General features: G+C 67.1%; 18 protein-coding genes. 6 read left to right on the top strand and 12 right to left on the bottom strand.

The window, feature by feature from the left end:
* Window positions 1–19: 19 nt before the first annotated feature.
* The 5 genes from prmA to V9K84_RS19055 all read right to left on the bottom strand — a co-directional run bounded on the left by prmA (window position 20) and on the right by V9K84_RS19055 (window position 5,343).
* Window positions 20–898 carry a 50S ribosomal protein L11 methyltransferase gene (gene prmA, locus V9K84_RS19075; RefSeq protein ID WP_043860469.1) on the bottom strand — a complete coding sequence of 293 codons (879 nt, stop codon included), beginning with the start codon at window positions 896–898 and terminating at the stop codon, window positions 20–22.
* 224 nt (window positions 899–1,122) lie between these two features.
* Complete coding sequence (locus V9K84_RS19070; RefSeq protein WP_088514166.1) at window positions 1,123–2,229, bottom strand: acetoin dehydrogenase dihydrolipoyllysine-residue acetyltransferase subunit; 1,107 nt, start codon at window positions 2,227–2,229, stop codon at window positions 1,123–1,125.
* Window positions 2,226–3,245: an alpha-ketoacid dehydrogenase subunit beta gene (locus V9K84_RS19065; protein ID WP_088514167.1), complete on the bottom strand. Its 1,020-nt coding sequence runs from the start codon at window positions 3,243–3,245 to the stop codon at window positions 2,226–2,228. The genes V9K84_RS19070 and V9K84_RS19065 overlap by 4 nt, the downstream gene beginning before the upstream one ends.
* Before the next feature lie 39 nt (window positions 3,246–3,284).
* Window positions 3,285–4,262, bottom strand: coding sequence for a thiamine pyrophosphate-dependent dehydrogenase E1 component subunit alpha (locus V9K84_RS19060; RefSeq protein WP_043860466.1), 978 nt, complete (start codon window positions 4,260–4,262; stop codon window positions 3,285–3,287).
* Between the two features lie 22 nt (window positions 4,263–4,284).
* Window positions 4,285–5,343, bottom strand: a complete 1,059-nt coding sequence (locus V9K84_RS19055; RefSeq protein ID WP_088514168.1) for an NAD(+)/NADH kinase — start codon at window positions 5,341–5,343, stop codon at window positions 4,285–4,287.
* 268 nt (window positions 5,344–5,611) lie between these two features.
* Between V9K84_RS19055 and V9K84_RS19050 the strand changes: the two genes are divergently transcribed.
* Entirely contained in the window at window positions 5,612–7,477 is a 1,866-nt protein-coding gene (locus V9K84_RS19050; RefSeq protein WP_088514169.1) for a sigma-54-dependent Fis family transcriptional regulator, read from the top strand.
* A gap of 137 nt (window positions 7,478–7,614) precedes the next feature.
* On the opposite strand, the gene accC is transcribed toward V9K84_RS19050, so the two are convergent.
* The 6 genes from accC to V9K84_RS19020 all read right to left on the bottom strand — a co-directional run bounded on the left by accC (window position 7,615) and on the right by V9K84_RS19020 (window position 15,809).
* Complete coding sequence (gene accC / locus V9K84_RS19045) at window positions 7,615–8,970, bottom strand: acetyl-CoA carboxylase biotin carboxylase subunit (RefSeq protein WP_043860463.1); 1,356 nt, start codon at window positions 8,968–8,970, stop codon at window positions 7,615–7,617.
* Window positions 8,971–8,987: 17 nt separating this feature from the next.
* Window positions 8,988–9,446: an acetyl-CoA carboxylase biotin carboxyl carrier protein gene (gene accB / locus V9K84_RS19040; protein WP_043860462.1), complete on the bottom strand. Its 459-nt coding sequence runs from the start codon at window positions 9,444–9,446 to the stop codon at window positions 8,988–8,990.
* A gap of 91 nt (window positions 9,447–9,537) precedes the next feature.
* Entirely contained in the window at window positions 9,538–9,990 is a 453-nt protein-coding gene (aroQ, locus tag V9K84_RS19035) for a type II 3-dehydroquinate dehydratase (protein ID WP_043860461.1), read from the bottom strand.
* 172 nt (window positions 9,991–10,162) lie between these two features.
* A complete protein-coding gene (locus V9K84_RS19030; RefSeq protein WP_088514170.1) occupies window positions 10,163–11,932 on the bottom strand; it encodes a protein-disulfide reductase DsbD in 1,770 nt (589 codons plus the stop codon).
* Between the two features lie 135 nt (window positions 11,933–12,067).
* Window positions 12,068–14,029, bottom strand: coding sequence for a methyl-accepting chemotaxis protein (locus tag V9K84_RS19025; RefSeq protein WP_088514171.1), 1,962 nt, complete (start codon window positions 14,027–14,029; stop codon window positions 12,068–12,070).
* A 163-nt stretch (window positions 14,030–14,192) separates the two neighbouring features.
* The gene (locus tag V9K84_RS19020) at window positions 14,193–15,809 is read right to left on the bottom strand and encodes a PleD family two-component system response regulator (protein WP_043860458.1); all 1,617 of its coding nucleotides are present in this window, start codon (window positions 15,807–15,809) and stop codon (window positions 14,193–14,195) included.
* Between the two features lie 278 nt (window positions 15,810–16,087).
* On the opposite strand from V9K84_RS19020, the gene V9K84_RS19015 reads away from it, so the two are divergent.
* The 4 genes from V9K84_RS19015 (at window position 16,088) to speA (ending at window position 20,326) form a co-directional block, all read left to right on the top strand.
* Window positions 16,088–17,161, top strand: coding sequence for a DUF2333 family protein (locus V9K84_RS19015; protein ID WP_043860457.1), 1,074 nt, complete (start codon window positions 16,088–16,090; stop codon window positions 17,159–17,161).
* Window positions 17,161–17,697, top strand: coding sequence for an NUDIX hydrolase (locus V9K84_RS19010; protein ID WP_043860456.1), 537 nt, complete (start codon window positions 17,161–17,163; stop codon window positions 17,695–17,697). Before V9K84_RS19015 ends, V9K84_RS19010 begins: the two co-directional genes overlap by 1 nt.
* 194 nt (window positions 17,698–17,891) lie before the next feature.
* The gene (locus V9K84_RS19005; RefSeq protein WP_043860455.1) at window positions 17,892–18,263 is read left to right on the top strand and encodes a translation initiation factor Sui1; all 372 of its coding nucleotides are present in this window, start codon (window positions 17,892–17,894) and stop codon (window positions 18,261–18,263) included.
* A 149-nt stretch (window positions 18,264–18,412) separates the two neighbouring features.
* Complete coding sequence (gene speA, locus V9K84_RS19000) at window positions 18,413–20,326, top strand: arginine decarboxylase (protein WP_338791988.1); 1,914 nt, start codon at window positions 18,413–18,415, stop codon at window positions 20,324–20,326.
* A gap of 82 nt (window positions 20,327–20,408) precedes the next feature.
* On the opposite strand, the gene V9K84_RS18995 is transcribed toward speA, so the two are convergent.
* A complete protein-coding gene (locus tag V9K84_RS18995; protein ID WP_058541556.1) occupies window positions 20,409–21,749 on the bottom strand; it encodes an MATE family efflux transporter in 1,341 nt (446 codons plus the stop codon).
* Window positions 21,750–21,896: 147 nt separating this feature from the next.
* On the opposite strand from V9K84_RS18995, the gene V9K84_RS18990 reads away from it, so the two are divergent.
* Complete coding sequence (locus tag V9K84_RS18990; protein WP_088514172.1) at window positions 21,897–26,846, top strand: alpha-2-macroglobulin; 4,950 nt, start codon at window positions 21,897–21,899, stop codon at window positions 26,844–26,846.
* The last annotated feature ends 7 nt before the right edge of the window (window positions 26,847–26,853 follow it).

Here is a 26,853-nt window from a genome sequence, read left to right as displayed (position 1 = left end):
AGTTGTAGTCTAGGCGCAGTTAGCGCCGGCGACCACTGATGCGTACCCAGCCATCGCGCACGGCGATCGGGTCCAGGTCGAAGTCCTTGGCGTAGGCGGCGGCCACTTCATCGCCCTGTTCGGCGAGGATGCCCGACAGCGCCAGCAGGCCGCCGGGGCGTACCAGGCCGGACAGCTGCGGGGCCAGCGAGACCAGCGGGCCGGCGAGGATGTTGGCTACCAGCACGTCGGCCTGCATGGCCGGCATGTCCTGGGGCAGGTACAGGTCGAACAGCGCGTCGGCGATGCCGTTGCGCCCGGCATTGTCGCGCGAGGCCTCGATGGCCTGCACGTCGATGTCGGTGCCCACCGCCTTGCGTGCGCCCAGCAGCAGCGCGGCGATGGCGAGGATGCCCGAGCCGCAGCCGAAGTCGAGTACTTCAGTGCCGTTCAGGTCCTGGCCGTCGAGCCATTCCAGGCACAGGGCGGTGGTCGGGTGGGTGCCGGTGCCGAACGCCAGGCCCGGGTCGAGCAGCAGGTTGACGGCGTCCGGCTCGGGGGCGGCGTGCCAGCTGGGCACGATCCACAGGCGCTGGCCGAAGCGCATGGGCTGGAAGTTGTCCATCCAGCTGCGTTCCCAGTCCTGGTCTTCGATCACTTCGGCCTGGTGCTCGGGCAGGGCGGCCCCGGTCAGCAGTTGCAGGTGGGCAAACACTGCCTCGGGTTCGGCGTCGGCTTCGAACAGGGCCAGCAGGTGGGTGTGCGACCACAGCGGGGTGGTGTTGAGGTCCGGTTCGAAGATCGGCTGGTCTTCGGCGTCCATGAAGGTGACGGAGACGGCGCCGACTTCGAGCAGGGCATCTTCGTAGGTTTCGGCTTGTTCCGGGCTGATGGCCAGACGTACTTGCAGCCAGGGCATGGCGGGCACCTTTGGGTAATTCGTGGAGGGCAGCCGCTGGGGGCTGCGCGAAGCGCGCCAGTTTACTTGAGTGCGAGGGGTTTGTATCGGGGGCGCTGCAGTGTCTGTACTGGCGTGATCGCGGGTCAAGCCCGCTCCCACAGAGACGGCAGTGATCCCTGTGGGAGCGGGCTTGACCCGCGATCGGGCTGCAGAGCAGCCCTCGAGACACAAACCGGTGCTGGTCAGTGCCCGCGCAAAAACGCCAGCAGCCGCGCATTGACCTGCTCGGCCGCTTCCAACTGCACCATGTGCCCCTGGCCCGGCAGTATCGCCACCTCGGCTGGCAGGCCGTCCACATGGGTGGCCGGGATGATCGCGTCATCGCTGCCCCACAGCACCAGCGTCGGCTGCTGCGCCACCACCGGGCGCAGATCGTGACGTTGCACGCCGTCGCTGGCCAGTGCGTCGGCCAGTTGTCGCAGGGCCTCGTCCACCCCCTCCAGGCGCTTGAACCTGAGCATGTCCTCGAGCATCTGCCGGGTCACCAGCCCGGGGTCGGAGAACAGCTGCGTCATCTGCGGCTTCAGGGCGTTGCGGTTGGCCGCCGCAACGATGCCCTGCAGGTAGCCGCCATTGATTTCGCGCCCCAGCCCGGCGCTGGCGATCAGGCTCAGCGACTGCACCCGCGCAGGTGCCAGCCGCGCCAGGTTCAAGGCCACCGCACCGCCCATGGAGTGCCCGGCCAGGTGCACGCGCCCCAGGTTCAGGTGATCGAGCAGGGCCAGCACGCTCTGGCTCAGCTCATCCAGGTCGCCGCGTTGCAGGTGCTTGCCCGACTCGCCATGCCCGGGCAGGTCGAGGGCGATCACCCGGCGCTCGGCGGCCAGCGCCGGGTGGTTGAACATCCAGTTGTTAAGGTCGCCGCAGAAGCCGTGGATCAACACCAGCGGCGTACCGCCTTCGCCGAGGTCGAAGTAGCGCACCCGGTGCCCGTCCAGCTCGACTTTCTGCGGCGCCGGGCCGCTGTCCTGCTCGGCGCCGTCACCAGGCACGAAATCGGCCTGAAAGCGCTGCATCACCGCATCGATCTGCGCGTCGCTGGCCTCGCCCTCGACCACCACGGCCAGCAGCGCCCCCACTGCCAGGGTCTCGTCGGGCCTGGCGATCTGACGGCGCAGCACGCCGCTGAACGGGGCCTCGACGCTGCTGGAGATCTTGTCGGTCTCCACGTCCAGCACCTCGTCGCCCTTGCTGATGTGCTCGCCTTCCTGCTTGAGCCAGGTGTCGATGCGCCCCTCGGTCATCGACAGGCCCCACTTGGGCATGGTCAGGGTATGGATCTGGCTCATGCCGCGTTCCTCCCTTTCATCACTGTGTGCACGGCAGCCTCGATCTTGGCGGCGGTGGGGATGTAGAGGTCTTCCAGCGCGTCGGAGAACGGCACCGGGGTGTGTGGCGCAGTGACCATCTCGATCGGGCCCTTGAGTGCGCCGAAGGCTTTCTGCGCCACCAGCGCACTGATGTCGGTGGCCATCGAGCAGCGCGGGTTGGCTTCGTCGATCACCACCAGGCGGCCGGTCTTTTCCACGCTTTCGAGAATGCTGTCTTCATCCATCGGGCTGGTGGTGCGCAGGTCGAGCACCTCGCAGTCGATGCCCTGGCGCGCCAGGTTGGCCGCCGCCTCCATGGCCAGGTGGACCATGCGCCCGTAGGTCACCAGGGTGATGTCGTCGCCGTCACGCAAGAAGTTGGCCTCGCCGAACGGCACGGTGTAGACCTCTTCCGGCACTTCGCCCTGCAGGCTGTAGAGCAGCTTGTGCTCGCAGAAAATCACCGGGTCGTTGTCGCGGATCGCCTGGATCAGCAGGCCCTTGGCGTCATACGGCGACGACGGGCACACCACCTTCAGGCCCGGGATGTGGGTCCACAGCGAGGTGAGCATCTGCGAGTGCTGGGCGGCGGCGCGCAGGCCGGCGCCGACCATGGTGCGCATCACCAGCGGGGTGACCGCCTTGCCGCCGTACATGTAGCGAAACTTGGCTGCCTGGTTGAGGATCTGGTCCAGGCAGCAGCCGGCAAAGTCGACGAACATCAGTTCGCACACCGGGCGCAGGCCCTGGGTGGCGGCGCCGACCGCTGCGCCCACATAGCCGATTTCCGATAGCGGCGCGTCCAGCACGCGGCCGGGGAACTGCCCGTAAAGGCCCTTGGTGACGCCGAGCACACCGCCCCAGGCGTCATTCTCGCCCGGTGCACCGGCACCGCCGGCGACGTCCTCGCCAATGATGAACACCGTGGGGTCGCGGCGCATTTCCTGGGCCAGGGCTTCGTTGATGGCCTGCTGGTAGCTGATTTTTCTCGCCATGATGATTCTCCGATTGTTCTTGTTGTAAGGGCAGCGTGCTCAGGGGTAGGCGACGTACACGTCGCTGAGCAGGTCGGCAGGCTGGGGCTTGGGGTCGGACTTGGCGCGGCGCACGGCGTCTTCGATCAGGTCCTCGACCTGGGCATCCACCAGGTCCAGTTGGGCGTCGCCGAGCAGCCCGGCGCGGGTGGTGCGCTGGCGGAACTGCATCAGGCAGTCGCGGGTTTCGCGCAGGTTCTTCACCTCGTCCGGGGCGCGGTAGGTTTGCGCGTCGCCTTCGAAGTGGCCGTAGTAGCGGGTCAGCTTGACCTCCACCAGCGACGGGCCCTGGCCGCTGCGGGCACGCTCGATGGCGGCGCCGGCCGCCTCGTGCACGGCAAAGAAGTCGTAGCCGTCGATGGTCACCCCGGGCATGCCGAAGCCGGCGGCGCGGTCGGCGATGTGGTCGCACGCCACCGACCAGTTGGAGGCGGTGGCCTCGGCGTAGCCGTTGTTCTCGGCCACGAAGATGCACGGCAGGTTCATGATGGCGGCCAGGTTCATGGCCTCGAACACCGCACCCTCGTTGGAGCCGCCGTCGCCGAAGAACACCACGGCCACGTCATCGGTGCCCTTGAGCTTGGCCGCCAGGGCAGCGCCGGCCACCAGGGGCGCGCCGGCGCCGACGATGCCGTTGGCGCCGAGCATGCCCTTTTCCAGGTCGGCGATATGCATCGAGCCGCCCTTGCCGCCGCACACGCCGGTCTTCTTGCCGTAGATCTCGGCCATCATGCCGTGCACGTCCACGCCCTTGGCGATGCAGTGGCCGTGGCCGCGGTGGTTGGAGGCGATGCAGTCGCTGTCGCGCAGGTGCGCCATGACCCCGGCGGCTGACGCCTCTTCGCCGGCATACAGGTGCACGAAGCCTGGGATCTCGCCGGTGGCGAACTCGATGTGCAGGCGCTCTTCGAAGGCGCGGATGGTGCGCATGACCCGGTAGGCATGCAGGAGTTGCTCGGTGTTCAGGTGAGTGGACATCTTGTTGTTCTCCAGGGTTGTCTCAGCACTGAGGGTGCGCAGGGTGTTGCGGGTGTTCGCGGCCTACCGCCAGCAGGCGATGGCGGGCGGCGAAGGCCAGTACGGCCTCCACGTCGATGCTCAGGGGGCCGTGGGCGTCGAGGGTGACGGTGGGGCGGTCGTGCTCGCTGAACTCGATCTCGCGCTCGCCGTCCAGCGCCAGGGTGCCGCTGGACAGGCTCAGGGAGTAGGCGACGCCCGGTGCCAGCGGGCCGGCGGCGGTGATGCCGCAGCCTTGCACCAGGCCAGGGGCCAGCGGCGCCAGCAGCGCCTGTTCGGCCTGGCCGTTAAGACGCACCCAGGCGCCTTCGGCGGCGTGGCGCGACACCGGGCACCACAGCCCGCACAGCGCCGAGAGGCCGATGGCATGGGGTTCGGCGAAGGTGGCGAAGACTTCGGCAAGGTCTTCGGCGCGGCTCAGGGCGCGGGCGCCGATGAAGCGCTGCGGCGACACCGCGACTTCCACCAGCGCCCATTCGCACAGCTCCCGCGCCGGGTCGCGCACCAGCAGGCGCTTGTTGCGGCGCAGGCCCACCTGGGCCGGGATGCGCCCGGCGGCGAACAGCCCGCCGGCCAGCCCGGCGCTGGTGGCTTCGCGCAATTCGGGGAAGGCGTTGTTGGTACCGGTGGAAAGGGTCAGCAGCGGAATGTCGCCGACCTCGGCGGCCACCGCCTTGTGGGTGCCGTCGCCGCCGAGCACGGCGATCAGTGCGACCCCGCGGGCGAGCATCTGGCGCGCGGCCAGGCGGGTGTCCTCCACGGTCTGGTGCAGCGGCATGTCGAGGATGTCCAGTTGCGGCCAGCGCTGGCCGGCGGCCTGCGGGCCGTTGCTGGCCTTGAGCACGGCGGCGGCGATGCCGGTCATGTCCGGCGGCAGCAGCACGCGCCGGATGCCGGTGGCGGCGAAGGCGGCCAGCAGGCGTTGCACGGCCGAGGCCTTGTCGGTGCTGGAGTACAGGCCGGCGCTGGCGGTAAGCCTGCGCAGGTCGCGGCCCGAGGCCGGGTTGACGATGATGCCCACGGTGGGGGCGGGATGGCTCATGGCGCACCTCTGGTTCTTGTGTACCAGGGCTGGAGCAAGGGTGGTGCCAGGTTAGGTGAAAGGCTTGACCCAGAGCCTTTGCGCAGCATTCCAAGGGCGTACTCGCGGGGTGTCGGCAAGACGCTGCGTTGCAGTGCAGGCAGCGCCGCGGCGAGACGCCGAGACGCTGCGTCTCACGGCGCCGCTTGCCCAGGCGGTGCTTGTGGGGGCCTGGCAAACGGCGCTTAATGGGCCGCATAACGACAAGAACACGAGAACCGGAGGCCCCATGCTTGCCGCGAACTCCAGAGCCCACGTCGACTGTGTCAGCCGTGTGCTCAAGAATGCCGACCGCCAGCCCCAGGCGCCGGTACCGCCGTTGATCCTCGACTCCTGGCGCCGCTCGATGGAGCAGCACCGCCTCGACCCTTCCTCGCAGCAAGGGCCGCGCATCCTGTCGCAAACCCTGCTCAACGAATGCCGCGAACGCGCCGAGCTGTTCATGCGCATTGCCAGTGATGCGGTGGCGCGCCTGCACGAGCGGGTGCGCGGTGCCGACTACTGCGTGCTGCTGACCGACGCGCAGGGCCGCACCATCGACTACCGCGTCGACGCCGCGCTGCGCAACGACTGCCGCAAGGCCGGCCTGTACCTGGGCACCTGCTGGTCGGAAGGCGAGGAGGGCACCTGCGGGGTGGCGGCGGTACTGACCAGCCAGGTGCCGGTCACGGTGCACAAGCGCGATCACTTTCGCGCCGCGTTCATCGGCCTGACCTGCTCGGCGGCGCCGGTGTTCGACCCGCAGGGCAAGCTGCTGGGGGTGGTCGACGTGTCGGCGCTGCAGTCGCCGGACGACCGGCGCAGCCAGCACCTGATCCGCCAACTGGTGGTGCAGACCGCGCGGGAGATCGAGAACGCGTTTTTCATGCACAACGCCCAGGCGCATTGGGTGCTGCGGGCGCACAGCGCGCCGGGGTACGTGGACAGCCAGCCGGACTTTCTGCTGGCCTGGGATGCCGACGGACGCCTGCAGGCGCTCAACAGCCTGGCGCGCTCGGCATTGCTCTCGCGCTACGGCGAGCTGCCGGCGCATATCGGCCAGCTGTTCGACCTGGACCAGTTGCGCGCGGTGACCGACGAGTCGGCCCAGCGCCTGAGCTGGAGCGCCGATGGCGATGCGCTGCATGTGCGGGTCAGCTCGCCACAGCGTCCGGCGCGGGTGGTGCCGGTGCCGGGCGGGGTGGATGCACGGGTGGAGGAAAGCCTGCGTCTGGCGGTGCGGGTCAAGAACTGCAACCTGGCGGTGCTGGTGGTGGGCGAGACCGGTGCGGGCAAGGAGGTGTTCGCGCGCCAGTTGCATGAACGCAGCGCGCGGGCCGGCAAGCCGTTCGTGGCGCTCAACTGCGCGGCGATTCCCGAGAGCCTGATCGAGAGCGAGCTGTTCGGCTATGTGGCCGGGGCGTTTACCGGGGCTTCCAGCAAGGGCATGCGCGGGCTGCTGCAGCAGGCCGATGGCGGCACGCTGTTTCTCGACGAGATCGGCGACATGCCGCTGGCCTTGCAGACCCGCCTGCTGCGGGTGCTGGCCGAAGGCGAGGTGGCACCGCTGGGTGCGGCCAGGCGCGAGCGTGTGGATATCCAGGTGATCTGCGCCACGCACCGCGACCTGGCGGCGCGGGTGGCCGACGGGCGCTTTCGCGAAGACCTGTACTTTCGCCTGGCCAATGCGCGCTTCGAGCTGCCGCCGCTGCGCGAGCGCAGTGACCGGCTGGCCTTGATCAACCGCTTGCTGGCCGAGGAGGCGGCCGGTTGCGGGGTGGACGTGGGCTTGAGCGAGGCAGCGCTGGAGTGCCTGCTGGGGTATCGCTGGCCGGGTAACCTGCGCCAGTTGCGCCAGGTGCTGCGTTACGCCTGCGCGGTGTGCGCCGGTGGCACGCTGCAGTTGCAGGACCTGCCGACGGATGTGCGCGGGGCGCAGGTGCAGGGGCAGGTGCAGGCCAGCATGAGCCCGCAGCGCCAGGTGCTGCTGGAGGCGCTGGTACGCCATCGCTGGAAACCGGGGGAGGCGGCCAAGGCACTGGGTATTTCGCGGGCCACCTTGTACCGGCGGGTGCATGCGCATGGCATCGAGATGCCGCGCATGGGGCAGCATTAGGCGGCGCGCCTTCGCCGGCAAGGCCGGCTCCTACAGATTCGACGTTCCCCTGTAGGAGCCGGCCTTGCCGGCGAAGAAGGCAACACAAAAAAAAGACCCCGGCACCAGGCCGGGGTCTTTTTCATATCACACCTGCATCACTCGTCGTTGGCGAGCTTGTGTTCCAGGTAGTGAATGTTCACGCCACCTTTGCAGAAACCTTCATCGCGCACCAGTTCGCGGTGCAGCGGGATGTTGGTCTTGATGCCGTCGACGACGATCTCGTCCAGCGCATTGCGCATGCGCGCCATGGCTTCGTCACGGTCCTTGCCGTAGGTGATCAGCTTGCCGATCAGCGAGTCGTAGTTCGGCGGTACCGCATAGCCACTGTACAGGTGCGAGTCGACGCGAACGCCGTTGCCGCCCGGTGCGTGGAAATGCTTGACGGTACCCGGGCTCGGAATGAACTTCTTCGGGTCTTCGGCGTTGATCCGGCACTCCAGCGAGTGACCGCGAATCACCACGTCATCCTGGGTGAACGACAGCTTGTTGCCAGCGGCGATGCTGAGCATCTCCTTGACGATGTCGATACCGGTGACCATCTCCGAAACCGGGTGCTCCACCTGAACACGGGTGTTCATTTCGATGAAGTAGAACGCGCCGTTCTCGTAGAGGAACTCGAAGGTGCCGGCACCACGGTAGCCGATGTCGATGCACGCCTTGACGCAGCGGGCGAAGACTTCCTGGCGGGCCTTTTCGTCGATACCCGGGGCTGGCGCTTCTTCCAGCACCTTCTGGTGGCGGCGCTGCAGCGAGCAGTCGCGGTCACCCAGGTGCACGGCGTTGCCCTGGCCGTCGGACAGTACCTGGACTTCCACGTGACGCGGGTTGGTCAGGAACTTCTCCAGGTACACCATCGGGTTGCCGAAGGCGGCGCCGGCTTCGCTGCGGGTCAGCTTGGCCGAGGCGATCAGGTCCTCTTCCTTGTGCACCACGCGCATGCCGCGACCACCACCGCCACCGGCGGCCTTGATGATCACCGGGTAGCCGACTTCACGGCCGATGCGCAGGGCTTCTTCCTCGTCTTCCGGCAGCGGGCCGTCGGAACCCGGAACGGTCGGTACGCCGGCCTTGATCATCGCGTCCTTGGCCGACACCTTGTCGCCCATCAGGCGGATGGTGTCGGCCTTGGGGCCGATGAAGGCGAAGCCGGAGTTCTCGACCTGCTCGGCGAAATCGGCGTTTTCCGCGAGGAAACCGTAGCCTGGGTGAATGGCGGTGGCGCCGGTCACTTCAGCGGCTGCGATGATCGCCGGGATGTGCAGGTAGGAGTGGGTGGCCGAAGCCGGGCCAATGCATACCGATTCGTCGGCCAGGCCCAGGTGCATCAGCTCGCGGTCGGCGGTGGAGTGCACGGCGACGGTCTTGATGCCCATCTCTTTGCAGGCGCGCAGGATCCGCAGGGCAATTTCCCCGCGGTTGGCGATCAGGACTTTTTCCAACTTGGCTGGCATCGTTGGTTCTCCGCGGTTCAAACGATGGTGAACAGCGGCTGGTCGTACTCAACCGGCTGGCCGTCTTCTACCAGAATGGATTCGATCACACCGCTGGTTTCAGCTTCGATGTGGTTCATCATTTTCATGGCTTCGACGATGCACAGGGTGTCGCCTTTCTTCACGGTCTGGCCGACTTCGACGAAGGCAGGCGAGGTAGGCGAGGCTTTGCGGTAGAAGGTACCGACCATTGGCGAGCGGGCCACGGTGCCGTTGAGCTTCGGCGCGGCTGGCGCTTCGGCGGCAGCCGGGGCAGCGGCGGCCACAGGGGCGGCGGCCGGTGCGGCAGCCATCGGGGCTGGCGCGTAGTACTGCTGGGCCGGGGTCTTGCTGTGGCGGCTGATACGGACGGACTCTTCGCCTTCCTTGATCTCCAGCTCGTCGATGCCAGACTCTTCCAGCAGTTCGATCAGTTTCTTGACTTTACGGATATCCATTAATCATCAACTCCCAAGGGTCGGTCAGGGTCGTATAAACGTGAATGTTAACGTTCGTACACGGCCCGGCCTGCGGCCAGGCTTCGGTTATTCAGGGTTTGGCGTGCGCTGCCAGGTGTTCCAGGGCGGACTCCAGGGCCAGGCGATAGCCGGTGGCGCCCAGGCCGCAGATCACCCCTACGGCGACGTCTGAAAAGTAGGAGTGGTGGCGAAACGGCTCGCGCTTGTGCACGTTGGACAGATGCACTTCGATGAATGGGATGCTCACCGCCAGCAATGCGTCACGTAATGCGACGCTTGTGTGCGTGAAAGCCGCCGGATTGATCAGGATGAAGTCCACCCCTTCGTTGCGTGCGGCGTGGATGCGATCGATCAGTTCGTACTCGGCATTGCTTTGCAGGTATTGCAGATGGTGGCCGGCGGCGCGTGCACGCTGCTCCAGGTCCTGGTTGATCTGGGCCAGGGTCACGGCCCCGTAGACGCCCGGTTCGCGGGTGCCTAGCAGGTTCAGGTTGGGGCCATGCAGCACCAGTAGCGTTGCCATCTGCGGTTCCTTTTATTGTCGGGCAAAAACGTAGCGCGGCGACTATGCCGCAAACTGCCGAGCACTGTCCAGTTACCTGCAATAGCCAGCACGATGACCGAGATTCGCGCGAAATTTATGACTATCTTGCCAATTTCGGTCATCCGTGGCGCTTTTCAAGCGGCCCCAGCAGTTATAGACCCACTTCGCTGCGAATGCGCGCCAGGTGTTCGGCAAATTCGCCGGCTTTTACCTCGCCTATCACCCTGCTGTCGGTTTTTTCGCTGCCGTTCGCGGCAAACACCAGGAAGCCCGGCGGGCCGAACAGCTGGTAGCGGTCCAGCAGCGCGCGTTGCTCGGCGTTGCTTTCGGTGATGTCGAACCGTACCAGGCGGTAGCCCTGCAGTTGCGCCTGCACGGCCGGGTCGCCGAGCACGTCATGCTCGATCACCTTGCAACTGATGCACCAGTCGGCGTACCAGTCCAGCAGCAGCGGTTGCCCGGCCGCCCTGGCTTCGGCCAGCAGGCCATCCAGGGCGGCGGGGGTGTTCACCGTCTGCCAGGCGCTGACCGGTGCGGCCGAGGGGGTGCTGGCGGGGGCGGGGAGTGGCCGCAGCGGGTCGGCCTGGCCACTGAAGGCGCCGTACCAGCAGGCCAGCGCGTAGGCCAGCAGCAACAGGCCGAGCAGCTGCGCCAGGCGCTGGCCGGTGGTCTTCACGCCGAATTCCAGGGCGCCGAGGAACAGCGCCACGCCGGCTGCCAGCAGGCCGATCAGCAGCAGGGTGAGCGGGCCGGGCAGCACGCGGCTGAGCAGGCCGATGGCCAGGCCCAGCAGCAGCACGCCGATGGCGTTCTTCACCGTGACCAGCCACGGCCCGCTTTTGGGCAGCCAGGCCGCACCGCCGGTGGCCACCAGCAGCAGCGGCGCGCCCATGCCCAGGCCCAGGGCGAAGAGTTTCAGCGCCCCGCCGATGGCATCGCCGCTGGCGCTTATATATAGCAGCGCACCGGCCAGTGGCGCCGACACGCAGGGCGAGACCAGCAGGCTGGAAACCACCCCGAGTACGGCGGCGCCCAGCAGCGAGCCGCCCTTGGTCTGCCCGGCTACGCGGTCCAGGCGGCTGCTGATGAACTGCGGCAGCTTCAGTTCGAACAGGCCGAACATGGCCAGGGCGAATACCACGAAGAATGCCGCGAAGGGCACCAGCACCCAGGCCGATTGCAGGCGTGCCTGCAAATTGAGCTGAGCGCCGAACAGGCCCATCAGCGCGCCGAGCAGGGCGAAGCAGGCGGCCATCGGCAGCACGTAGGCCAGCGAAAGGGCCAGGCCGCGCCCGCCACCGACCTGGCCACGCAGCACCACCCCGGAAAGGATCGGCAGCATCGGCAACACGCAGGGGGTGAAGGTCAGGCCGACGCCGGCAAGAAAGAACAGCAGCATTTCCTTCCAGCTCCAGGCGTTGCTGCTGGCCGGGGCGGCGGCGGTGGACCCGGCGCCGACGCCGTCGATGCTCAGGCGCTCGGTTTCCGGCGGGTAGCACAGGCCCTTGTCGGCGCAGCCCTGATAGCTCACCACCAGGGTGAAGGGGCGCTGGTCGGCAGTGCGCGGCAGGTCGATGTCGAGGATGCCGTGGTACACCTCGACGTCGCCGAAGTACTCGTCGTGCTTGGCCTCGCCGGCAGGTAGCTGCGCGGTGCCCAGGGCGATGTCGGCAGGTTCGGTACGGAACTGGAAGCGGTGGCGATAGAGGTAGTAACCCTCGGTGGTGACGAAGCGCAGCTTGATGGCCTGGGCGTCGCCCTGGATCAGGTTGAGCTTGAAGGCTTCGCGCACGGGCAGGAAGTCGGCGCTGTTGTTCAGGCCCGGTGCGCCGAGAGTGGCGCTGGGGCGGTTGTCGAGCAGCCCGGCGCCCATGGCGGGCAGGGCCAGGACCAGAAGCAGGAGGCAAAGCAGGCGACGCATGAGCGGTCTCGCTGGGGGGGAACGTGGGGGCAATGATAACGGAGTTTGCCTGCTGCGGCCCCTTCGCCGGCAAGGCCGGCTCCTACAGGTACGCAACAGGCAGGAGCCGGGCTTGCCGGCGAAGACACCCCTGGATCAGACCCGGAACGCCTGCACGGCGGTGTTCAGTTCCCCGCCCAGGCGCAGCAGATGCTCACCCTGCTCGCGCCCCTCGCCAATGCGCTCCAGGTTGTCCGCGCCCAGTTCGTGGATCCGTTCGCTATGGTCGCGAATCTCGCTCACCGCACCGCTCTGCTGCGCGGTCACGTCGGCGATGCGTACGGCGGTCTGCGCAATGGTCTGGATCGCCGCGACAATCTCGTCCAGCGCTCCATCGGCCGACTGCGCCTGCTGGGCAGTGGCCTCGGCGTGCTCCAGTTGCGCGCGCATGCCTTCCACCGATTCGCGTGCCGCCTGCTGCAGGCGCGCGATCAGGGTCTGGATTTCGCCGGTGGCTCCGGTGGTGCGCTGAGCCAGCGAACGCACCTCCTCGGCCACCACCGCAAAGCCGCGGCCCATCTCGCCGGCCCTTGCCGCCTCGATGGCCGCATTCAGGGCCAGCAGGTTGGTCTGTTCGGCAATCGAGCGGATCACTGTGAGCACGCCGCCAATGGTCGCCGACTCCTGGGCCAGGCCCTCGATCATCTGTGCATTGCCCTGCACCTCGTCCACCAGCAGGCGCAGCCCGCTCAGGCTCTGGCCGATCACCGCCTGGCCCTGTTCCACCGCCAGCCCCGCGTGGCGGCTGGCGTCGGCGGCCTGGCTGGCATCGCCGGCCACCTGGGTGATGGTGGCCTCCAGTTCGCCCAGCGCATCGCGGATCTGCGCGGTGTCGCCGGCCTGGCGCTCGGCGCCGTCGTGCAGCGCGCTGCTCATGCCGGCCAGGGCGTGGCTGCTGCCGGCCACCTGCTCGGCGTTGCTGCGGATGGTGCCCACCAGGTCCACCAGATAGGCACGCAGGCGGTTGAGCGAGTCCTGGATGTCGTGCATTTCGCGGTTGCTGCGCCCCAGCGCAATGGCCTGGCTGAAGTCGCCGCCGGCCCACTGCGAGAGCGCCGGCGCCAGGTTGCCCAGCACCCGCGCCAGGCGCCGCTGCAAGGTGTCGATGAGCAGGGCGATCAGCAGGATCAACCCGATCATAAGGCCCTGGATCACCCGCACTTCGCCCTGGATCTGCCCGTGCTGCGCGCGCACCCCCGGTTCCAGGTCGGCGATGGCCTGCTGCACGGCGGCCATGCGCGCCTGGGTGGTGGTGGCCAGTTCGGTACGGCGCTCGATCTGCGCGCGGGTGCGCTGCAGTTCTGCCGGGTAGCGCGCCAGCAAACTGCCCAGCTCGCGCTTGAGGGCCACGCCGACGTCTTCGGCGCTGGTGGTGGCCTCGCTCTGCAGGCCCATCATCGCGGCGAAGTCGTCGGCGCCGGATTCCACCGCCGCGGTCACGCCCAGCAATGGCAGGGCGTCGAGGGCTTTGGCCTGGGTGATGATCAGTTGCAGTTCGCGCTCCACCTCGTCGGCCAGCTCGCTGCGCCCGCTGCTCACCAGCTTGTCACGCGCCAGCGACAGGCGGCCCAGGTGCAGGCTGGCTTCCAGCAGTGCCGACTGGTAGTGCGCCGCCTCGGGGTGGCCGCTGTCGTGGGCGTAGCGGGCGAGCTGTTCGAGGTTGGCGCCCAGTTCGCGTTCGGCCTGCAGCAACAGGGCCTGGGGGTCGCCGGCGAGCTTGCCGGCGGCCAGCAGCTCATTGGTGGTGAATGCCTGCAGGGTGTCGAGGCTGGGGCGCAGTTGCGCGGCCAGCTCATCGGGCAGCTGGGCCAGTTCCTGTTGCAGGTCCTGGGTGCTTTGCAGGGCGGTGGCGTGGCGCAGGGCATCGCCACTGTTCAGGTAATCCTGGGTGTTGCGGGCCACCTGGTTCTGGAACTGCTGGGACAGCGCCAGGTAACGCTCCATCAACAGGTAGGGCTGTTCCAGGGCACGTTGCGACCACCACAGGGTCGCCCCCAGGGCCAGGCACACGGTTACCAGCAGCAGGGTGTTCAGATTGGTCAGCAACTTCAGGCGCATGAGCGGGCTCTACCAACGGCGGGATGGCAAGTGCCTGAAGTTATTGCGTTTTTATGACGTGGTTATGACGCTGGCAGGGGTGTTGCGAAATAAAGTGGCTATATGGTGGCCCTTTCGCCGGCAACGCCGGCTCCTACAGGGGCCGGGTTGCTGGCGAAAAGGCTCAGGCCTCGACCCGCTGTACGCAGTTGCGCCCCGCACCCTTGGCCAGGTACAGCGCCTCGTCCGCCGCAGTAGCCATGCTCAGCGCATCCAGCCCGTCGCTCAGTTGCACCACCCCGGCACTGAAGGTGCACGACAGGTCACGCGGCTGCGCCGGGTAGTGGATCTCGGCAAAGCGCCGACGAATCTCGTCCAGCACCTTGTGCGCCGCGTGCAGGTCGGTGTTGGGCATCACGATGGCGAACTCTTCGCCGCCATAACGGCCGATGAAGTCGGTCTTGCGCAGGCGCTGCTTGAGAAACAGCGCCAGGCTCTTGATCACCCGGTCGCCCATGGGGTGGCCGTGGCTGTCGTTGACCTTCTTGAAGTGGTCGATGTCGAGCATGGCAAAGCTCAGCGGGCGGTCTTCGCGCCGCGCCCGGAAGCTGCAGTCTTCGAGCAGTTGCAGGATGTGCGTGTGGTTGTACAGCCCGGTGAGGCTGTCGCGCACCATGCGCGCCTTGAGGTTGCGCGCCCTGGCCGCACGGTTGCGCACGGTGGTGATCAGGTGGCGCGAACGGATCGGCTTGGTGAGGAAGTCGTCGCCACCCTCGCTCATGGCATCGAGCTGCTTGTCCAGGTCGTCCTCGGCCGACAGGTAGATGATCGGCACGCTCACATAGCGGTCGTTGTGGCGGATTACCTTGGCCAGCTCGGTGCCGGTGCAGGCGGGCATGTACATGTCGAGGATGATCAGGTCGGGCTGAAAGTCGGCCAGCTCGGCCATGGTCTGGATCGGATCGGTGAGGGTGCGGGTGACGATGCCGGCATTGTTGAGCAGGCGCTCGGTGTGCAGTGCCTGGGCCCGCGAGTCGTCGATCACCAGCACCTTGAACGGTTCGTACTGGGTCACGCTGGTGAGCAGCTCGACCTTTTCCAGCAGGCTGGAGGCCTCCAGGGTACCGGTAAGAAATTCCTGGCCGCCGGCGCGTACCGCGGCAAGCCGGGTGGGGGTGTCGGTTTCGTGCAGGCTGAAGAACAGCAGCGGTACGCGCTGCTCCAGGCCCTGCTGGGCCTGGGCGGCCAGCTGCAGGCCCTGGCCCTGGCCGCCGAAGTCGACATCCATGACGATCGCCGCCGGCAGGCGCTCGGCCATCGAGGCCTGGAACGCCTCGGGGCTGTACAGCGGCTCGACCCCCAGGCCGAAGAACTCCAGCTGCTTGGCCAGGCGCTCGGCGCGCTCGTGGTCCTGCAGCATCACGTAGATGGGCTTGCGCAGCGGCGGCAGCGGGGTGCGCTCGAGCTGGTCGCCCTGGCGCAGGCCGGTACGCGACAGGCGCTGCATCAGGCGGTTGAGTTCGTTGATCAGGCTGCTGCTCAGGCGCGCGCTGTTGGCCTCCACCGCCGCCAGGGTCTGGCCGATGGCATCGGCCAGCAGGCTGTGCTCGGGCTGCTCGAAGCGTTCGGCGTAGCGCTGCAGGCGCAGGTTGGCCTCGCCCAGCTCGCTCAGGTCGCAGCTGGTCCACTCGCTGCGCTGCAGGCGCTGCCAGATCTCGAGAATTTGCCGGGCCTGGTGAATGACCCGCTGGGCAAAGTGTTGCTTGAGGCGCGCACGATTCGGGTCTTCTGGCTCGGTCATGTCCTGACTACTTGTAAGGGGTGAGGCAATTCGAGTGATGGCTCTATGCTAGCACCACTTTTCCGGCAATCGAGTGTGCTGCATCAATTAACTGGGGTGGCGCTAAATTCCTTTCCTGACCCGTTAGTCACTTATGCGAAGCGGCGCGCTTGATTTATAGTGCAGGCTTGGCTGGCGCCCCGGCCGCGCACGCTGGCACACAATGCTGGCCGGCGTGGGCACGAAGCGGGGGCCGCGCGGTCGAACCCTGGACACGACCTGACAGAAAGGACAACGCCATGCTGGACTGGAAAAACCGTACAGGCAAAGCCGAGGCACGCGAGCGGGTGGACGCCCGTGGCTCGGGCACCCGCAGCTACTTCGGCGGGCTGTTGTTCAGCCGGGCGCTGGGCACCCTGATCGGTCTGTACCTGCTGGTGACCATCGCCCTGGGCTGGTACTGGAGCCAGGAGCCCGACCTGTTCCCGGTGCAGCAGAACGCCCAGGCCGCCGCCGAGCGCAATGGCCAGCAGATGGTCGTCGGCTACACCACCGTCGAAACCCTCAAGACCGTGGTTGCCACCCTGCTCGACAAGCCAGGCGGCTACATCTCCAACGACCGCTTCCCGCCGGGCCTGTGGATGGACAACATGCCCAGCTGGGAATATGGCGTGCTGGTGCAGGTACGTGACCTCAGCCGTGCCCTGCGCAAGGACTTCGCCCGTTCGCAGTCGCAGTCGGCCGAAGACGCCGACCTTGCCAAGGCCGAGCCGCGCTTCAACTTCGACAACAAGAGCTGGATCCTGCCGTCGAGCGAGTCGGAGTACCAGGAAGGCATCAATTCGCTGAACCGCTACCAGAAGCGCCTGGCTTCGCCAGACCAGCAGGGCGCGCTGTTCTACACCCGTGCCGACAACCTCAACAACTGGCTGGGCGACGTGGCCACGCGCCTGGGCTCGCTGTCCCAGCGCCTGTCGGCCAGCGTGGGCCGGGTCAAGCTCAACACCACCCTCAAGACCGAATCGGTGGTGCCGGGCCAGGTGCCGCAGCTGGACGAGGAAGTGGTCGAGACGCCGTGGCTGCAGATCGACAACGTGTTCTATGAAGCCCGTGGCCAGGCCTGGGCGCTGTCGCACCTGCTGCGCGCCATCGAGGTCGACTTCGCCGACGTGCTGGCCAAGAAGAACGCCACCGTCAGCGTGCGCCAGATCATCCGTGAGCTGGAAGCCTCGCAGGAGCCGCTGTGGAGCCCGATGGTACTCAACGGCAGCGGCTTCGGCATGTGGGCCAACCACTCGCTGGTGATGGCCAACTACATTTCCCGCGCCAACGCCGCAGTGATCGACCTGCGCCAGCTGCTGTCTCAGGGCTGATGCTGTTCAGCCAGAGCGAGGCGGCGCACCGCGCCGCCTCGGATGCCGAGCGCATCGCCTGGGTCGACGAGCAGGACAACCTGCTCGGCGCCAAGCCGCGGGCCGAGCTGCGCGAGCAGGGGCTGATCGGGCGGGGCACCTACATCCTGCTGTTCAACAGTGCCGGCGAGCTGTGCGTGCACCAGCGTACCCTGAGCAAGGCGATCTACCCCGGCTACTGGGATGTGGCCGCCGGCGGCATGGTCGACGAGCACGAAAGCTACGAGCGCTGCGCCGCGCGCGAGCTGGCCGAGGAGCTGGGGGTGAGCGGCGTGTCGCTGAGCTTCCACGAGCGCTTCTTCTTCGACCAGCCTGGCAACCGGCTCTGGTGCGCGGTGTTCTCGGCGGTCTGGGACGGGCCTTTGCGCCTGCAGCCCGAGGAGGTCAGCCAGGCCCGCTTCATGCCCCTGCAGGCAGCCCTGGACGACAGCCTGAGCACCCCCTACTGCCCCGACTCGCTGGCGGCGCTGAACCGTTTCGTGGCGCGGCGCGGCTGACGTCGCGAAAGCCAAGCAAAATGGCGCAGTTTTGCACTTAGCATTCGGCGCAATTGTGGTTACACTGCGCGGCCTTTTCACCCTGCCACGGCTTGCCGCGGCAGGTGCGCTGCCCCTGCCAGAGTGGGGCTTCGCGGTCGGTACCTCGCCCCGGGGCATCGACCAGTTTTTGTCCTCAACGCAGAGGATCAAAAGTGGCCAAGAAAGCCGCATCATTCGCCGCCCTCGGTGGCCTGGTGTTCTCCACCGATGCAGGCCGGCATTGCCCGGACTGCAGCAAACCCGTCGATGCCTGCATCTGCAAGCAGACACTCATCCCCGAAGGCGACGGCATTGCCCGTGTGCGTCGTGAAAGCAAAGGCCGTGGCGGCAAGACGGTGACCACCATCAGTGGCGTACCGCTCCCCCTGGATCAACTCAAGGAACTGGCCACCACGCTCAAGCGGCGTTGTGGTACGGGCGGCGCGTTGAAAGACGGCGTCATCGAGATCCAGGGCGACCACGTCGAGTTGTTGCTGGCCGAGCTGATCAAGCAAGGCTTCAAGGCGAAAAAGTCCGGCGGCTGATGGCCGCTGCGAGGTTTTTCCTGCAGCACTTCTAAACTCGTTCCCTGGGCAGGGGTCTATGCCTGAACAGGGAGAATCGTCATCTTCATTTTCTACACTGGCCAGCACGCCCTGGCCGGTGTTCACGACTTTCTTTATAGGGGACTTCGATGTCCGTACGACGCACACGCAAAGACGATGGCAGCCAATGGACCGTGGCCGACAGCCGCAGTGTTTACGGCATTCGCCATTGGGGCGCGGGTTACTTCGCGATCAACGAGGCCGGGCGCGTCGAAGTACGCCCCAACGGGCCGGACAGTGCGCCGATCGACCTGTACGAGCAGGTCGACGAGCTGCGCCAGAGCGGCCTGTCGCTGCCGCTGCTGGTACGTTTCCCCGACATCCTGCAACACCGCGTGCGCCAGCTGACCGGCGCATTCGACGCCAACATCGCGCGCCTGGAGTACCAGAGCCAGTACACCGCGCTGTACCCGATCAAGGTCAACCAGCAGGAAGCGGTGGTGGAGAACATCATCGCCACGCAGAACGTGTCCATCGGCCTTGAGGCCGGCTCCAAGCCCGAGCTGCTGGCGGTGCTGGCGCTGGCGCCCAAGGGCGGCACCATCGTCTGCAACGGCTACAAGGACCGCGAGTTCATCCGCCTGGCGCTGATGGGGCAGAAACTGGGTCACAACGTGTTGATCGTGATCGAGAAAGAATCCGAAGTGGCACTGGTGATCGAGGAAGCCGCCGACCTCAAGGTCAAGCCGCAGGTCGGCCTGCGCGTGCGCCTGTCGTCGCTGGCTTCGAGCAAGTGGGCCGATACCGGCGGCGAGAAGTCCAAGTTCGGCCTGTCGGCTGCGCAACTGATTTCGGTAGTGCAGCGCTTTCGCGATGCCGGCCTGGACCAGAGCATTCGCCTGCTGCACTTTCACATGGGCTCGCAGATCGCCAACCTGGCGGACTACCAGCACGGCTTCAAGGAAGCCATCCGCTACTACGGCGAGCTGCGTGCGCTGGGCCTGCCAGTGGACCACATCGACGTGGGCGGCGGCCTGGGCGTGGACTACGACGGCACCCACTCGCGCAATGCCAGCTCGATCAACTACGACATGGACGATTACGCCGGCGTGGTGGTGGGCATGCTCAAGGAGTTCTGCGACGCGCAGGGTCTGCCGCACCCGCACATCTTCTCCGAGAGCGGCCGCGCGCTGACCGCGCACCACGCGATGCTGGTGGTGCAGGTAACCGACGTCGAGAAGCACAACGACGAAGTACCCGAGATCGAGGACAAGCAGAGCCTGCCCGAAACCGTGCAGTGGCTGGCCGACCTGCTGGGCCCGACCGACATCGAGATGGTCACCGAGACCTACTGGCGTGCCACCCACTACATGAGCGACGTGGCCGCGCAATACGCCGACGGCAAGATCACCCTCGCGCAGAAGGCCCTGGCCGAGCAGTGCTACTTTGCCGTGTGCCGCCGGTTGCACAACTCGCTCAAGGCACGCCAGCGCTCGCACCGCCAGGTGCTGGACGAACTCAACGACAAGCTGGCCGACAAGTACATCTGCAACTTCTCGGTGTTCCAGAGCCTGCCCGACACCTGGGCCATCGGCCAGGTGCTGCCGATCCTGCCGCTGCATCGCCTGGGCGAAGAGCCGCTGCGCCGTGCGGTGCTGCAGGACCTGACCTGCGACTCGGACGGTAAGATCAACCAGTACGTCGACGAGCAGAGCATCGAGACCAGCCTGCCGGTACACGCCATCAACGAGGGCGAGGACTACCTGCTGGGGATCTTCCTGGTGGGCGCGTACCAGGAAATCCTCGGGGACATGCACAACCTGTTCGGTGACACCGACTCGGTGAACATCTACCAGAACCCCAACGGCAGCGTGTACCACGCCGGCATCGAGACCCACGACACCATCGAGGACATGCTGCGCTACGTGCACCTGTCGCCCGAAGAGCTGATGACCCACTACCGCGACAAATGCGCCAGCGCGAAGATCACGGCGCGTGAGCGTACCCAGTTCCTGGATGCCTTGCGCCTTGGGCTGACCCGCTCGTCCTACCTGTCCTCCTGACCGCTTTCGCCGGCAAGGCCGGCTCCTACAGGTTCATGCAATACCCTGTAGGAGCCGGCCTTGCCGGCGAAGAGGCCGTCATTCACGCCACAAACCACCCATCCCTACGCTGCAACCGCCACCCCATCACCCCCAGCGTCACCGCCCGCAGCCCCATGAACAGCAGAAAGCCCAGCCAGAGCCCGTGGTTGCCCAGCCCGCTGGCCGCATAGGCGAACGGCAGTGCTATCGCCACGCTCAGCAGCATGCCGTTGCGCATCTCCCGTGCCCTTGTCGCGCCGATGAACAACCCGTCGAGCAGGTAGCTCCACACCGCCACCAGTGGCAGCAGCGCCAGGTATGGCAGGTACTCGAACGCCGTCTCGCGCACGCTGGGGATATCCGTCTGCAACTGGATGAACCAGTGCCCGCCCAGCAGGAACACCCCGGCAAACACCAGGCTGACGATCAACGACCAGCCACACGCCACCGTCATTGAACGGCGCAATGCGCCGCGGTCCCCGGCGCCGATCGCATGTCCGCACAGTGCCTCCACCGCATGCGCCAGGCCGTCCAGTGCATACGCGGTCAGCAGCAGGCCGTTGAGCAGCAGCGCATTGGCCGCCACCGTCGCCTCGCCCAGGCGCGCACCCTGCACGGTGATCAGGAAGAACACCCCCTGCAACGCCAGGCTGCGAATGAAGATGTCGCGGTTCACGCTCAGCAGCGGGCGCCAGCTCTGCCAGCGCCTGAGCAGCGCCCAGGCCACCTGCCCGGGGTAGGCGCGCAGGGCCGGGCGCGTGAGCGCCAGGCCGAGCAGCGCGGCCGACCATTCGGCGATCACCGACGCCCGCGCCGAGCCCAGCACACCCCAGTCCAGCCCCAGCACGAACCACAGGTTGAGCACGATGTTGAGCAGGTTGGTGGTCAGCAGGATCGCCAGCGGGGCACGGGCGTTCTGCGTACCCAGAAACCACCCCACCAGGGCAAAGCTGGCCAGCGCTGCCGGCAGGCCGAGCAAGCGCGTGTGGAAGAACGCCAGGGTGTTTTCCTGCAGCGCGGCACTCGGTTGCATCAGGCCCAGTGCCAGGTGGCTGAAGGGAATCGCCAGTGCCCCCAGCAGCACGGCGAACAGCAACGCCAGCAGCAGCCCCTGCACCAGCACCTGGCGCAGCGCGGCGCCGTCGGCGCGCCCGGCCGCCTGGGCGGCAAAGCCGGTGGAGCCCATGCGCAGGAAGCCCATCAGAAACGCCAGGAAGGTATACAGGCTGGCGCCCACCGCCACGGCGCCGAGCTGGTGCGCGTGGGGCAGGTGGCCGATCACGGCGCTGTCCACCAGTGCCACCATGGGCACGGAAATGTTGGAAAGAATCATCGGCGCGGCCAGCGCCCAGACCCTGTGGTGGGTCGGGCGGTCGCGCCAGTCGCTGAGTAGTCGGGACATGCAGGCTCCTTGAGAACCGGCATTGTAGCCGCCCCCGGCACTAAAACTGGTGAACGCTGTCTCACGCCGGGCGCCTCGATCAGCGATGCCCGCGAGCTTGCTATATAGTGCTCGTCTCAGACCCTGCTACCGGAAGAGTTACCCTCCATGCTCAACAAAGGATTGTGGCTGGCGTGCGCCATGGCGCTGCTCAGTGCTTGCGACTCGTCTTCTGATAAACCGGCCCCGGCCCCCGCGCCAACGGAACAGGCCGCCCCGGTAGCCCCGGCGCCGGCCCCCGCCGAACCGGCCGCGCCCGCAGCTGCACCGGCCCCGGCGGCGACCCCGGCGCCCACCCAGGCGAGCCTGGGCGAGCGCTACGCCGGTCGCGAGCTGACGGTGGTAGACGTTTCCGAAGTGCAGGTCGACGGTGCCAGCGCCTTGTCGGTGACCTTCTCGGTGCCGCTGGACAAGGACCAGAACCTTGCCGAGCGCGTGCACCTGGTGGACACCACCCGGGGCAAGCTCGACGGCGCCTGGGAGCTCAGCGAAAACCAGATGGAGCTGCGCCTGCGTCACCTGGAGCCGCAGCGCAAGCTGGTGCTGACCGTGGATGCCGGCCTGCTCGGGGTGAACGGCAAGAAGCTCCCCAGCGAGTACGTCAGCCGCCTCGAAACCCGCGACATGCAGCCCACCGTGGGCTTCGCCAGCCGCGGCTCTCTGCTGCCCACGCGCCTGGCCGAAGGCCTGCCGGTGATCGCGCTGAACATCGACAAGGTGGACGTCGAGTTCTTCCGCATCAAGCCCGAGTCGATGTCCAGCTTCCTGGCCAGCTGGGGCCGCAACACCTCGCTCGAGTACTACAACTCCGAAGAGCTGTTGAGCAAGGCCGACCTGGTGTATGCCGGCCGCTTCGACCTGAACCCGGTGCGCAACACCCGCGAAACCCTGTTGCTGCCGATTGCCGGGATCAAGCCGTTGCAGGAACCGGGGGTGTACCTGGCGGTGATGCGCGCCTCGGGCCGCTACAACTATTCGCAGCCGGCCACCCTGTTCACCCTGAGTGACATCGGGCTGTCGGCGCATCGCTACACCAACCGCCTGGACGTGTTCACCCAGGCGCTGGACGGCGGCAAGGCCCTGGACGGGGTCAACCTCGAACTGCTCGACCGCGAAGGCAAGCTGCTGGCCCAGGCCAAGACCGACGGCGATGGCCATGCGCAATTGCCGATGCCGCCCAAGGCCGACGTACTGCTGGCCAAGCAGGGCGTGCACACCACCTTGCTGCGCCTGAACAGCGCCGCGCTCGACCTCTCCGAATTCGCGCTGACCGGGCCGCAGGCCAACCCGCTGCAGTTTTTCGTGTTCGGCCCGCGCGACCTCTATCGCCCGGGTGAAACCGTGCTGCTCAACGGCCTGCTGCGCGACCAGGATGGCAAGCCGGTGAAAGCCCAGCCGGTCAGTGTCGAGGTGCGTCGTCCGGATGAACAGGTCAGCCGCAAGTTCGTGTGGGAGGCCGATGCCAACGGCTTCTACCAGTACCAGTTGCAACTGGCCAGCGAAGCCCCGACCGGGCGCTGGCAGCTGGTGTTCGACCTGGGCGGCGGCAAGAAGCAGGTGTTCGAGTTCCTTGTCGAAGACTTCATGCCCGAGCGCCTGGCCCTGGAACTCAAGGGCAGCGCGACCCCGCTGAGCCCGGGCGAAACCGCTGAAATCCATGTCAATGGCCGCTACCTCTACGGCGCCCCGGCCTCGGGCAACCGCCTCAGCGGCCAGGCCTACGTGCGCCCGCTGCGCGAAGCGGTGCCGGCCTTGCCGGGCTACCAGTTCGGCTCGATCACCGAGGAAGACCTGAGCCACGACCTGGAACTGGACGAAACCACCCTGGACGCGTCGGGCGATGCCACGTTGCAGATCGAAAGCCGCTGGTCCGAGGCGCATTCGCCGCTGCAACTGAGCGTGCAGGCCAGCCTGCAGGAGTCCGGTGGCCGGCCGATCACCCGGCGCCTGGAGCAGCCGATCTGGCCGGCCGAGCGCATGCCCGGCCTGCGTGGGTTGTTCGACGGCGAAGAGGTCGACGGCAACACCCCGGTCGAGTTCGAACTACTGATGGCCGACCGTGATGGCCACAAACTGGCCGCCGACAACCTCAAGGTGCGCCTGATTCAGGAGCGCCGCGACTACTACTGGAACTATTCCTCCAGCGATGGCTGGGATTACAACTACAACGAGAAATTCCTGCTGCAGTCCGAGCAGCCGGTCAGCATCAAGGCCGGCAGCACTGCCAAGCTGAGCTTCCCGGTGGAATGGGGCCCGTACCGTGTCGAGGTCGAAGACCCGAGCACCGGCGTGACCAGCAGCGTGCGCTTCTGGGCTGGCTGGCGTGCCCAGGACAACACCGACGGCGGCGCCGTGCGCCCCGACCAGGTCAAGCTGGCGCTGGACAAGCCGGCCTACGCCGATGGCGCCACCGCGCAGATCACCGTGACCCCGCCGGCTGCCGGCAAGGGCTACCTGATCGTCGAGGGCAATGACGGCCCGCTGTGGTGGGAAGAAATCGACGTGCCTGCCGAAGGCAAGACCTACGCGGTCAAGCTCGACCCCAAATGGGCCCGCCACGACCTGTACGTCAGCGCCCTGGTGATCCGCCCCGGCGAGCGCAAGGCCAATGCCACGCCCAAACGTGCCGTGGGCGTGCTGCACCTGCCGCTGGATCGCGCCGAGCGCAAGCTGGCGCTGACCCTCAAGGCCCCGGAAAAGATGCGTCCCAAGCAGCCGCTCACCGTCAAGGTGCAGGCGCGCAATGCCGATGGCAGCATCCCCAAGCAGGTGCAGGTGCTGCTGGCCGCGGTGGACGTGGGCATTCTCAACATCACCAGCTACGCCACCCCCGACCCGTTCACCGGCATGTTCGGCCGCAAGGCCTACGGCGCCGACCAGCTGGATATCTACGGCCAGCTGATCGAAGCCGGGCAGGGCCGCCTGGCCAGCCTGGCATTCGGCGGTGACGCGGCCATGGCCAAGGGCGGCAAGCGTCCCAGCACCAGCGTGACCATCGTGGCCCTGCAGAGCGCCCCGGTGACCCTGGACGCCAAGGGCGAAGGTCAGGCGACGGTGAACATCCCCGACTTCAACGGCGAGCTTCGGGTGATGGCCCAGGCCTGGACCGACGAGCGCTTCGGCATGGCCGAGGCCAAGACCGTGGTCGCCGCGCCGCTGATCGCCGAACTGTCGGCCCCGCGTTTTCTGGCCGGCGGCGACCGTACCGAGCTGGCGCTGGACCTGTCCAACCTGTCGGGCAAGGCGCAGAAGTTCACGGTCAAGGTGACCACCGAGGGCCAGTTGAACCTGCTGACCCCGTCCGAGCAGCCACTGAGCCTGCGTGACGGCCAGCGCGTGACCTCGCTGCTGGGCGTGCAGGCCGTGGGTGGCCTGGGCCAGGGCAAGGTCAAGGTGCAGGTCAGCGGCCTGGTGCTGCCGGGCGAACCGAACACCGCCTTCACCCGCGAGTGGACCCTGGGCATTCGCCCGGCCTACCCGGCGCAGCTCAGGCACTACCGCGCCGCGCTCAAGGACCAGCCATGGACCTTGCCCGCCGAGGACCTGGCCGCGTTCGAACCCCAGGGCCTGGAGGCGATGCTGTCGCTGTCGAGCCGCCCGCCGCTGAACATCGCCGAGCAGATCCGTGCCCTCGAGGCCTATCCCTATGGCTGCCTGGAGCAGACCACCAGCGGGCTGTACCCGTCGCTGTACGCCGATGCCGAGACGCTCAAGCGCCTGGGCATCAAGGGTGAAGAGCCCAAGGTGCGCCAGCGCAAGATCGAGATGGGCATCGAGCACCTGCTCGGCATGCAGCGCTACAACGGCAGCTTCGGCCTGTGGAGCGCGGACGACAGCGAGGAGTACTGGCTGACTGCCTATGTCACCGACTTCCTGCAGCGTGCCCGCGAGCAAGGCTATGCGGTGCCGCCCGAGGCGCTGAAAAAGGCCAACGAACGCCTGCTGCGCTACCTGCAGGAACGCAACCTGATCGAGCCGTACTACACCAGCAACGCCGAGCACAGCCGCTTCGCGGTACAGGCGTATGCGGCGCTGGTGCTGGCGCGTACCCAGCAGGCCCCGCTGGGTGCCCTGCGCAGCCTGTTCGAGCGCCGCGCCGATGCACGCTCGGGCCTGCCGCTGGTACAGCTGTCGATCGCACTGGACAAGATGGGCGACAAGCCGCGCTCGGCGCAGGCCCTGCAGGCGGGCCTGGCGGTCAAGCGCCAGGACGTGTGGCTGAGCGACTATGGCAGCCCGGTACGTGACGAGGCGCTGATCCTGGCCCTGCTCGAAGAGAACAAGCTGGCCACCGACCAGCTCGACCAGCGCCTGTTCGAGCTGTCGGACAAGATGGCCAGCAGCTCGTACCTGTCCACCCAGGAGCGCAATGCGCTGTTCATGGCCGGGCGTGGCATGCTCAAGCAGCCTGAAGGCCGCTGGAGTGCACGCCTGGACAGCGCGGGCGAGCTGCGCGACCTGGGCCCGACCCAGGCCGGGCTCAAGCTGGAGGGGCCGTTGCTGGCCTCGCCGCTGACCGTGACCAACACCAGCGACAAGACCGTGTACCAGCAGTTGACCGTGTCGGGCTACCCGCGCTTCGCACCCCGTGCGGTGGGCACCAACATGAGCATCTACCGCGAGTACCTGGGCATGAATGGCCGGGCACTGAACATCAAGTCGCTCAAGAGTGGCGACCTGGTGCTGGTGCACATTGGTATCCGCGCCAACGAGCGGGTGCCGGACGCGCTGATCGTCGACCTGCTGCCGGCGGGCCTGGAGCTGGAAAACCAGAACCTGGCGCAAAGTGCGGCCAGCCTGGACAACGCCAGCAGTGCGGTGAAGGAATGGCGTGAAGCTATGCAGAACGCCAACGTGGTGCACCAGGAGTTTCGCGATGACCGCTACGTGGCGGCGATGAACGTCGACCCGTATGGCGTGACGCACCTGCTGTACCTGGCCCGTGCCGTCACACCGGGCACCTATCGCGTGCCGCCGGTGCAGGTGGAGTCGATGTACCGGCCCAACTGGCAGGCGGTGGGCGAGAGCCCGGGTGACATGGTGATTCTGGGGCGCTAGCAGTTGC

Source organism: Pseudomonas sp. AE27 (assembly GCF_037113495.1).
Lineage (GTDB): Bacteria > Pseudomonadota > Gammaproteobacteria > Pseudomonadales > Pseudomonadaceae > Aquipseudomonas > Aquipseudomonas palmensis.
This window is presented reverse-complemented; position numbering and strand designations above follow the sequence as displayed.

What these genes read in the sequence shown, in the direction of transcription:
- prmA (WP_043860469.1), bottom strand. Translation starts at nt 898, where the DNA reads ATGCCCTGGCTGCAAGTACGTCTGGCCATCAGCCCGGAACAAGCCGAA.
- V9K84_RS19070 (WP_088514166.1), bottom strand. Translation starts at nt 2,229, where the DNA reads ATGAGCCAGATCCATACCCTGACCATGCCCAAGTGGGGCCTGTCGATG.
- V9K84_RS19065 (WP_088514167.1), bottom strand. Translation starts at nt 3,245, where the DNA reads ATGGCGAGAAAAATCAGCTACCAGCAGGCCATCAACGAAGCCCTGGCC.
- V9K84_RS19060 (WP_043860466.1), bottom strand. Translation starts at nt 4,262, where the DNA reads ATGTCCACTCACCTGAACACCGAGCAACTCCTGCATGCCTACCGGGTC.
- V9K84_RS19055 (WP_088514168.1), bottom strand. Translation starts at nt 5,343, where the DNA reads ATGAGCCATCCCGCCCCCACCGTGGGCATCATCGTCAACCCGGCCTCG.
- V9K84_RS19050 (WP_088514169.1), top strand. Translation starts at nt 5,612, where the DNA reads ATGCTTGCCGCGAACTCCAGAGCCCACGTCGACTGTGTCAGCCGTGTG.
- accC (WP_043860463.1), bottom strand. Translation starts at nt 8,970, where the DNA reads ATGCCAGCCAAGTTGGAAAAAGTCCTGATCGCCAACCGCGGGGAAATT.
- accB (WP_043860462.1), bottom strand. Translation starts at nt 9,446, where the DNA reads ATGGATATCCGTAAAGTCAAGAAACTGATCGAACTGCTGGAAGAGTCT.
- aroQ (WP_043860461.1), bottom strand. Translation starts at nt 9,990, where the DNA reads ATGGCAACGCTACTGGTGCTGCATGGCCCCAACCTGAACCTGCTAGGC.
- V9K84_RS19030 (WP_088514170.1), bottom strand. Translation starts at nt 11,932, where the DNA reads ATGCGTCGCCTGCTTTGCCTCCTGCTTCTGGTCCTGGCCCTGCCCGCC.
- V9K84_RS19025 (WP_088514171.1), bottom strand. Translation starts at nt 14,029, where the DNA reads ATGCGCCTGAAGTTGCTGACCAATCTGAACACCCTGCTGCTGGTAACC.
- V9K84_RS19020 (WP_043860458.1), bottom strand. Translation starts at nt 15,809, where the DNA reads ATGACCGAGCCAGAAGACCCGAATCGTGCGCGCCTCAAGCAACACTTT.
- V9K84_RS19015 (WP_043860457.1), top strand. Translation starts at nt 16,088, where the DNA reads ATGCTGGACTGGAAAAACCGTACAGGCAAAGCCGAGGCACGCGAGCGG.
- V9K84_RS19010 (WP_043860456.1), top strand. Translation starts at nt 17,161, where the DNA reads ATGCTGTTCAGCCAGAGCGAGGCGGCGCACCGCGCCGCCTCGGATGCC.
- speA (WP_338791988.1), top strand. Translation starts at nt 18,413, where the DNA reads ATGTCCGTACGACGCACACGCAAAGACGATGGCAGCCAATGGACCGTG.
- V9K84_RS18995 (WP_058541556.1), bottom strand. Translation starts at nt 21,749, where the DNA reads ATGTCCCGACTACTCAGCGACTGGCGCGACCGCCCGACCCACCACAGG.
- V9K84_RS18990 (WP_088514172.1), top strand. Translation starts at nt 21,897, where the DNA reads ATGCTCAACAAAGGATTGTGGCTGGCGTGCGCCATGGCGCTGCTCAGT.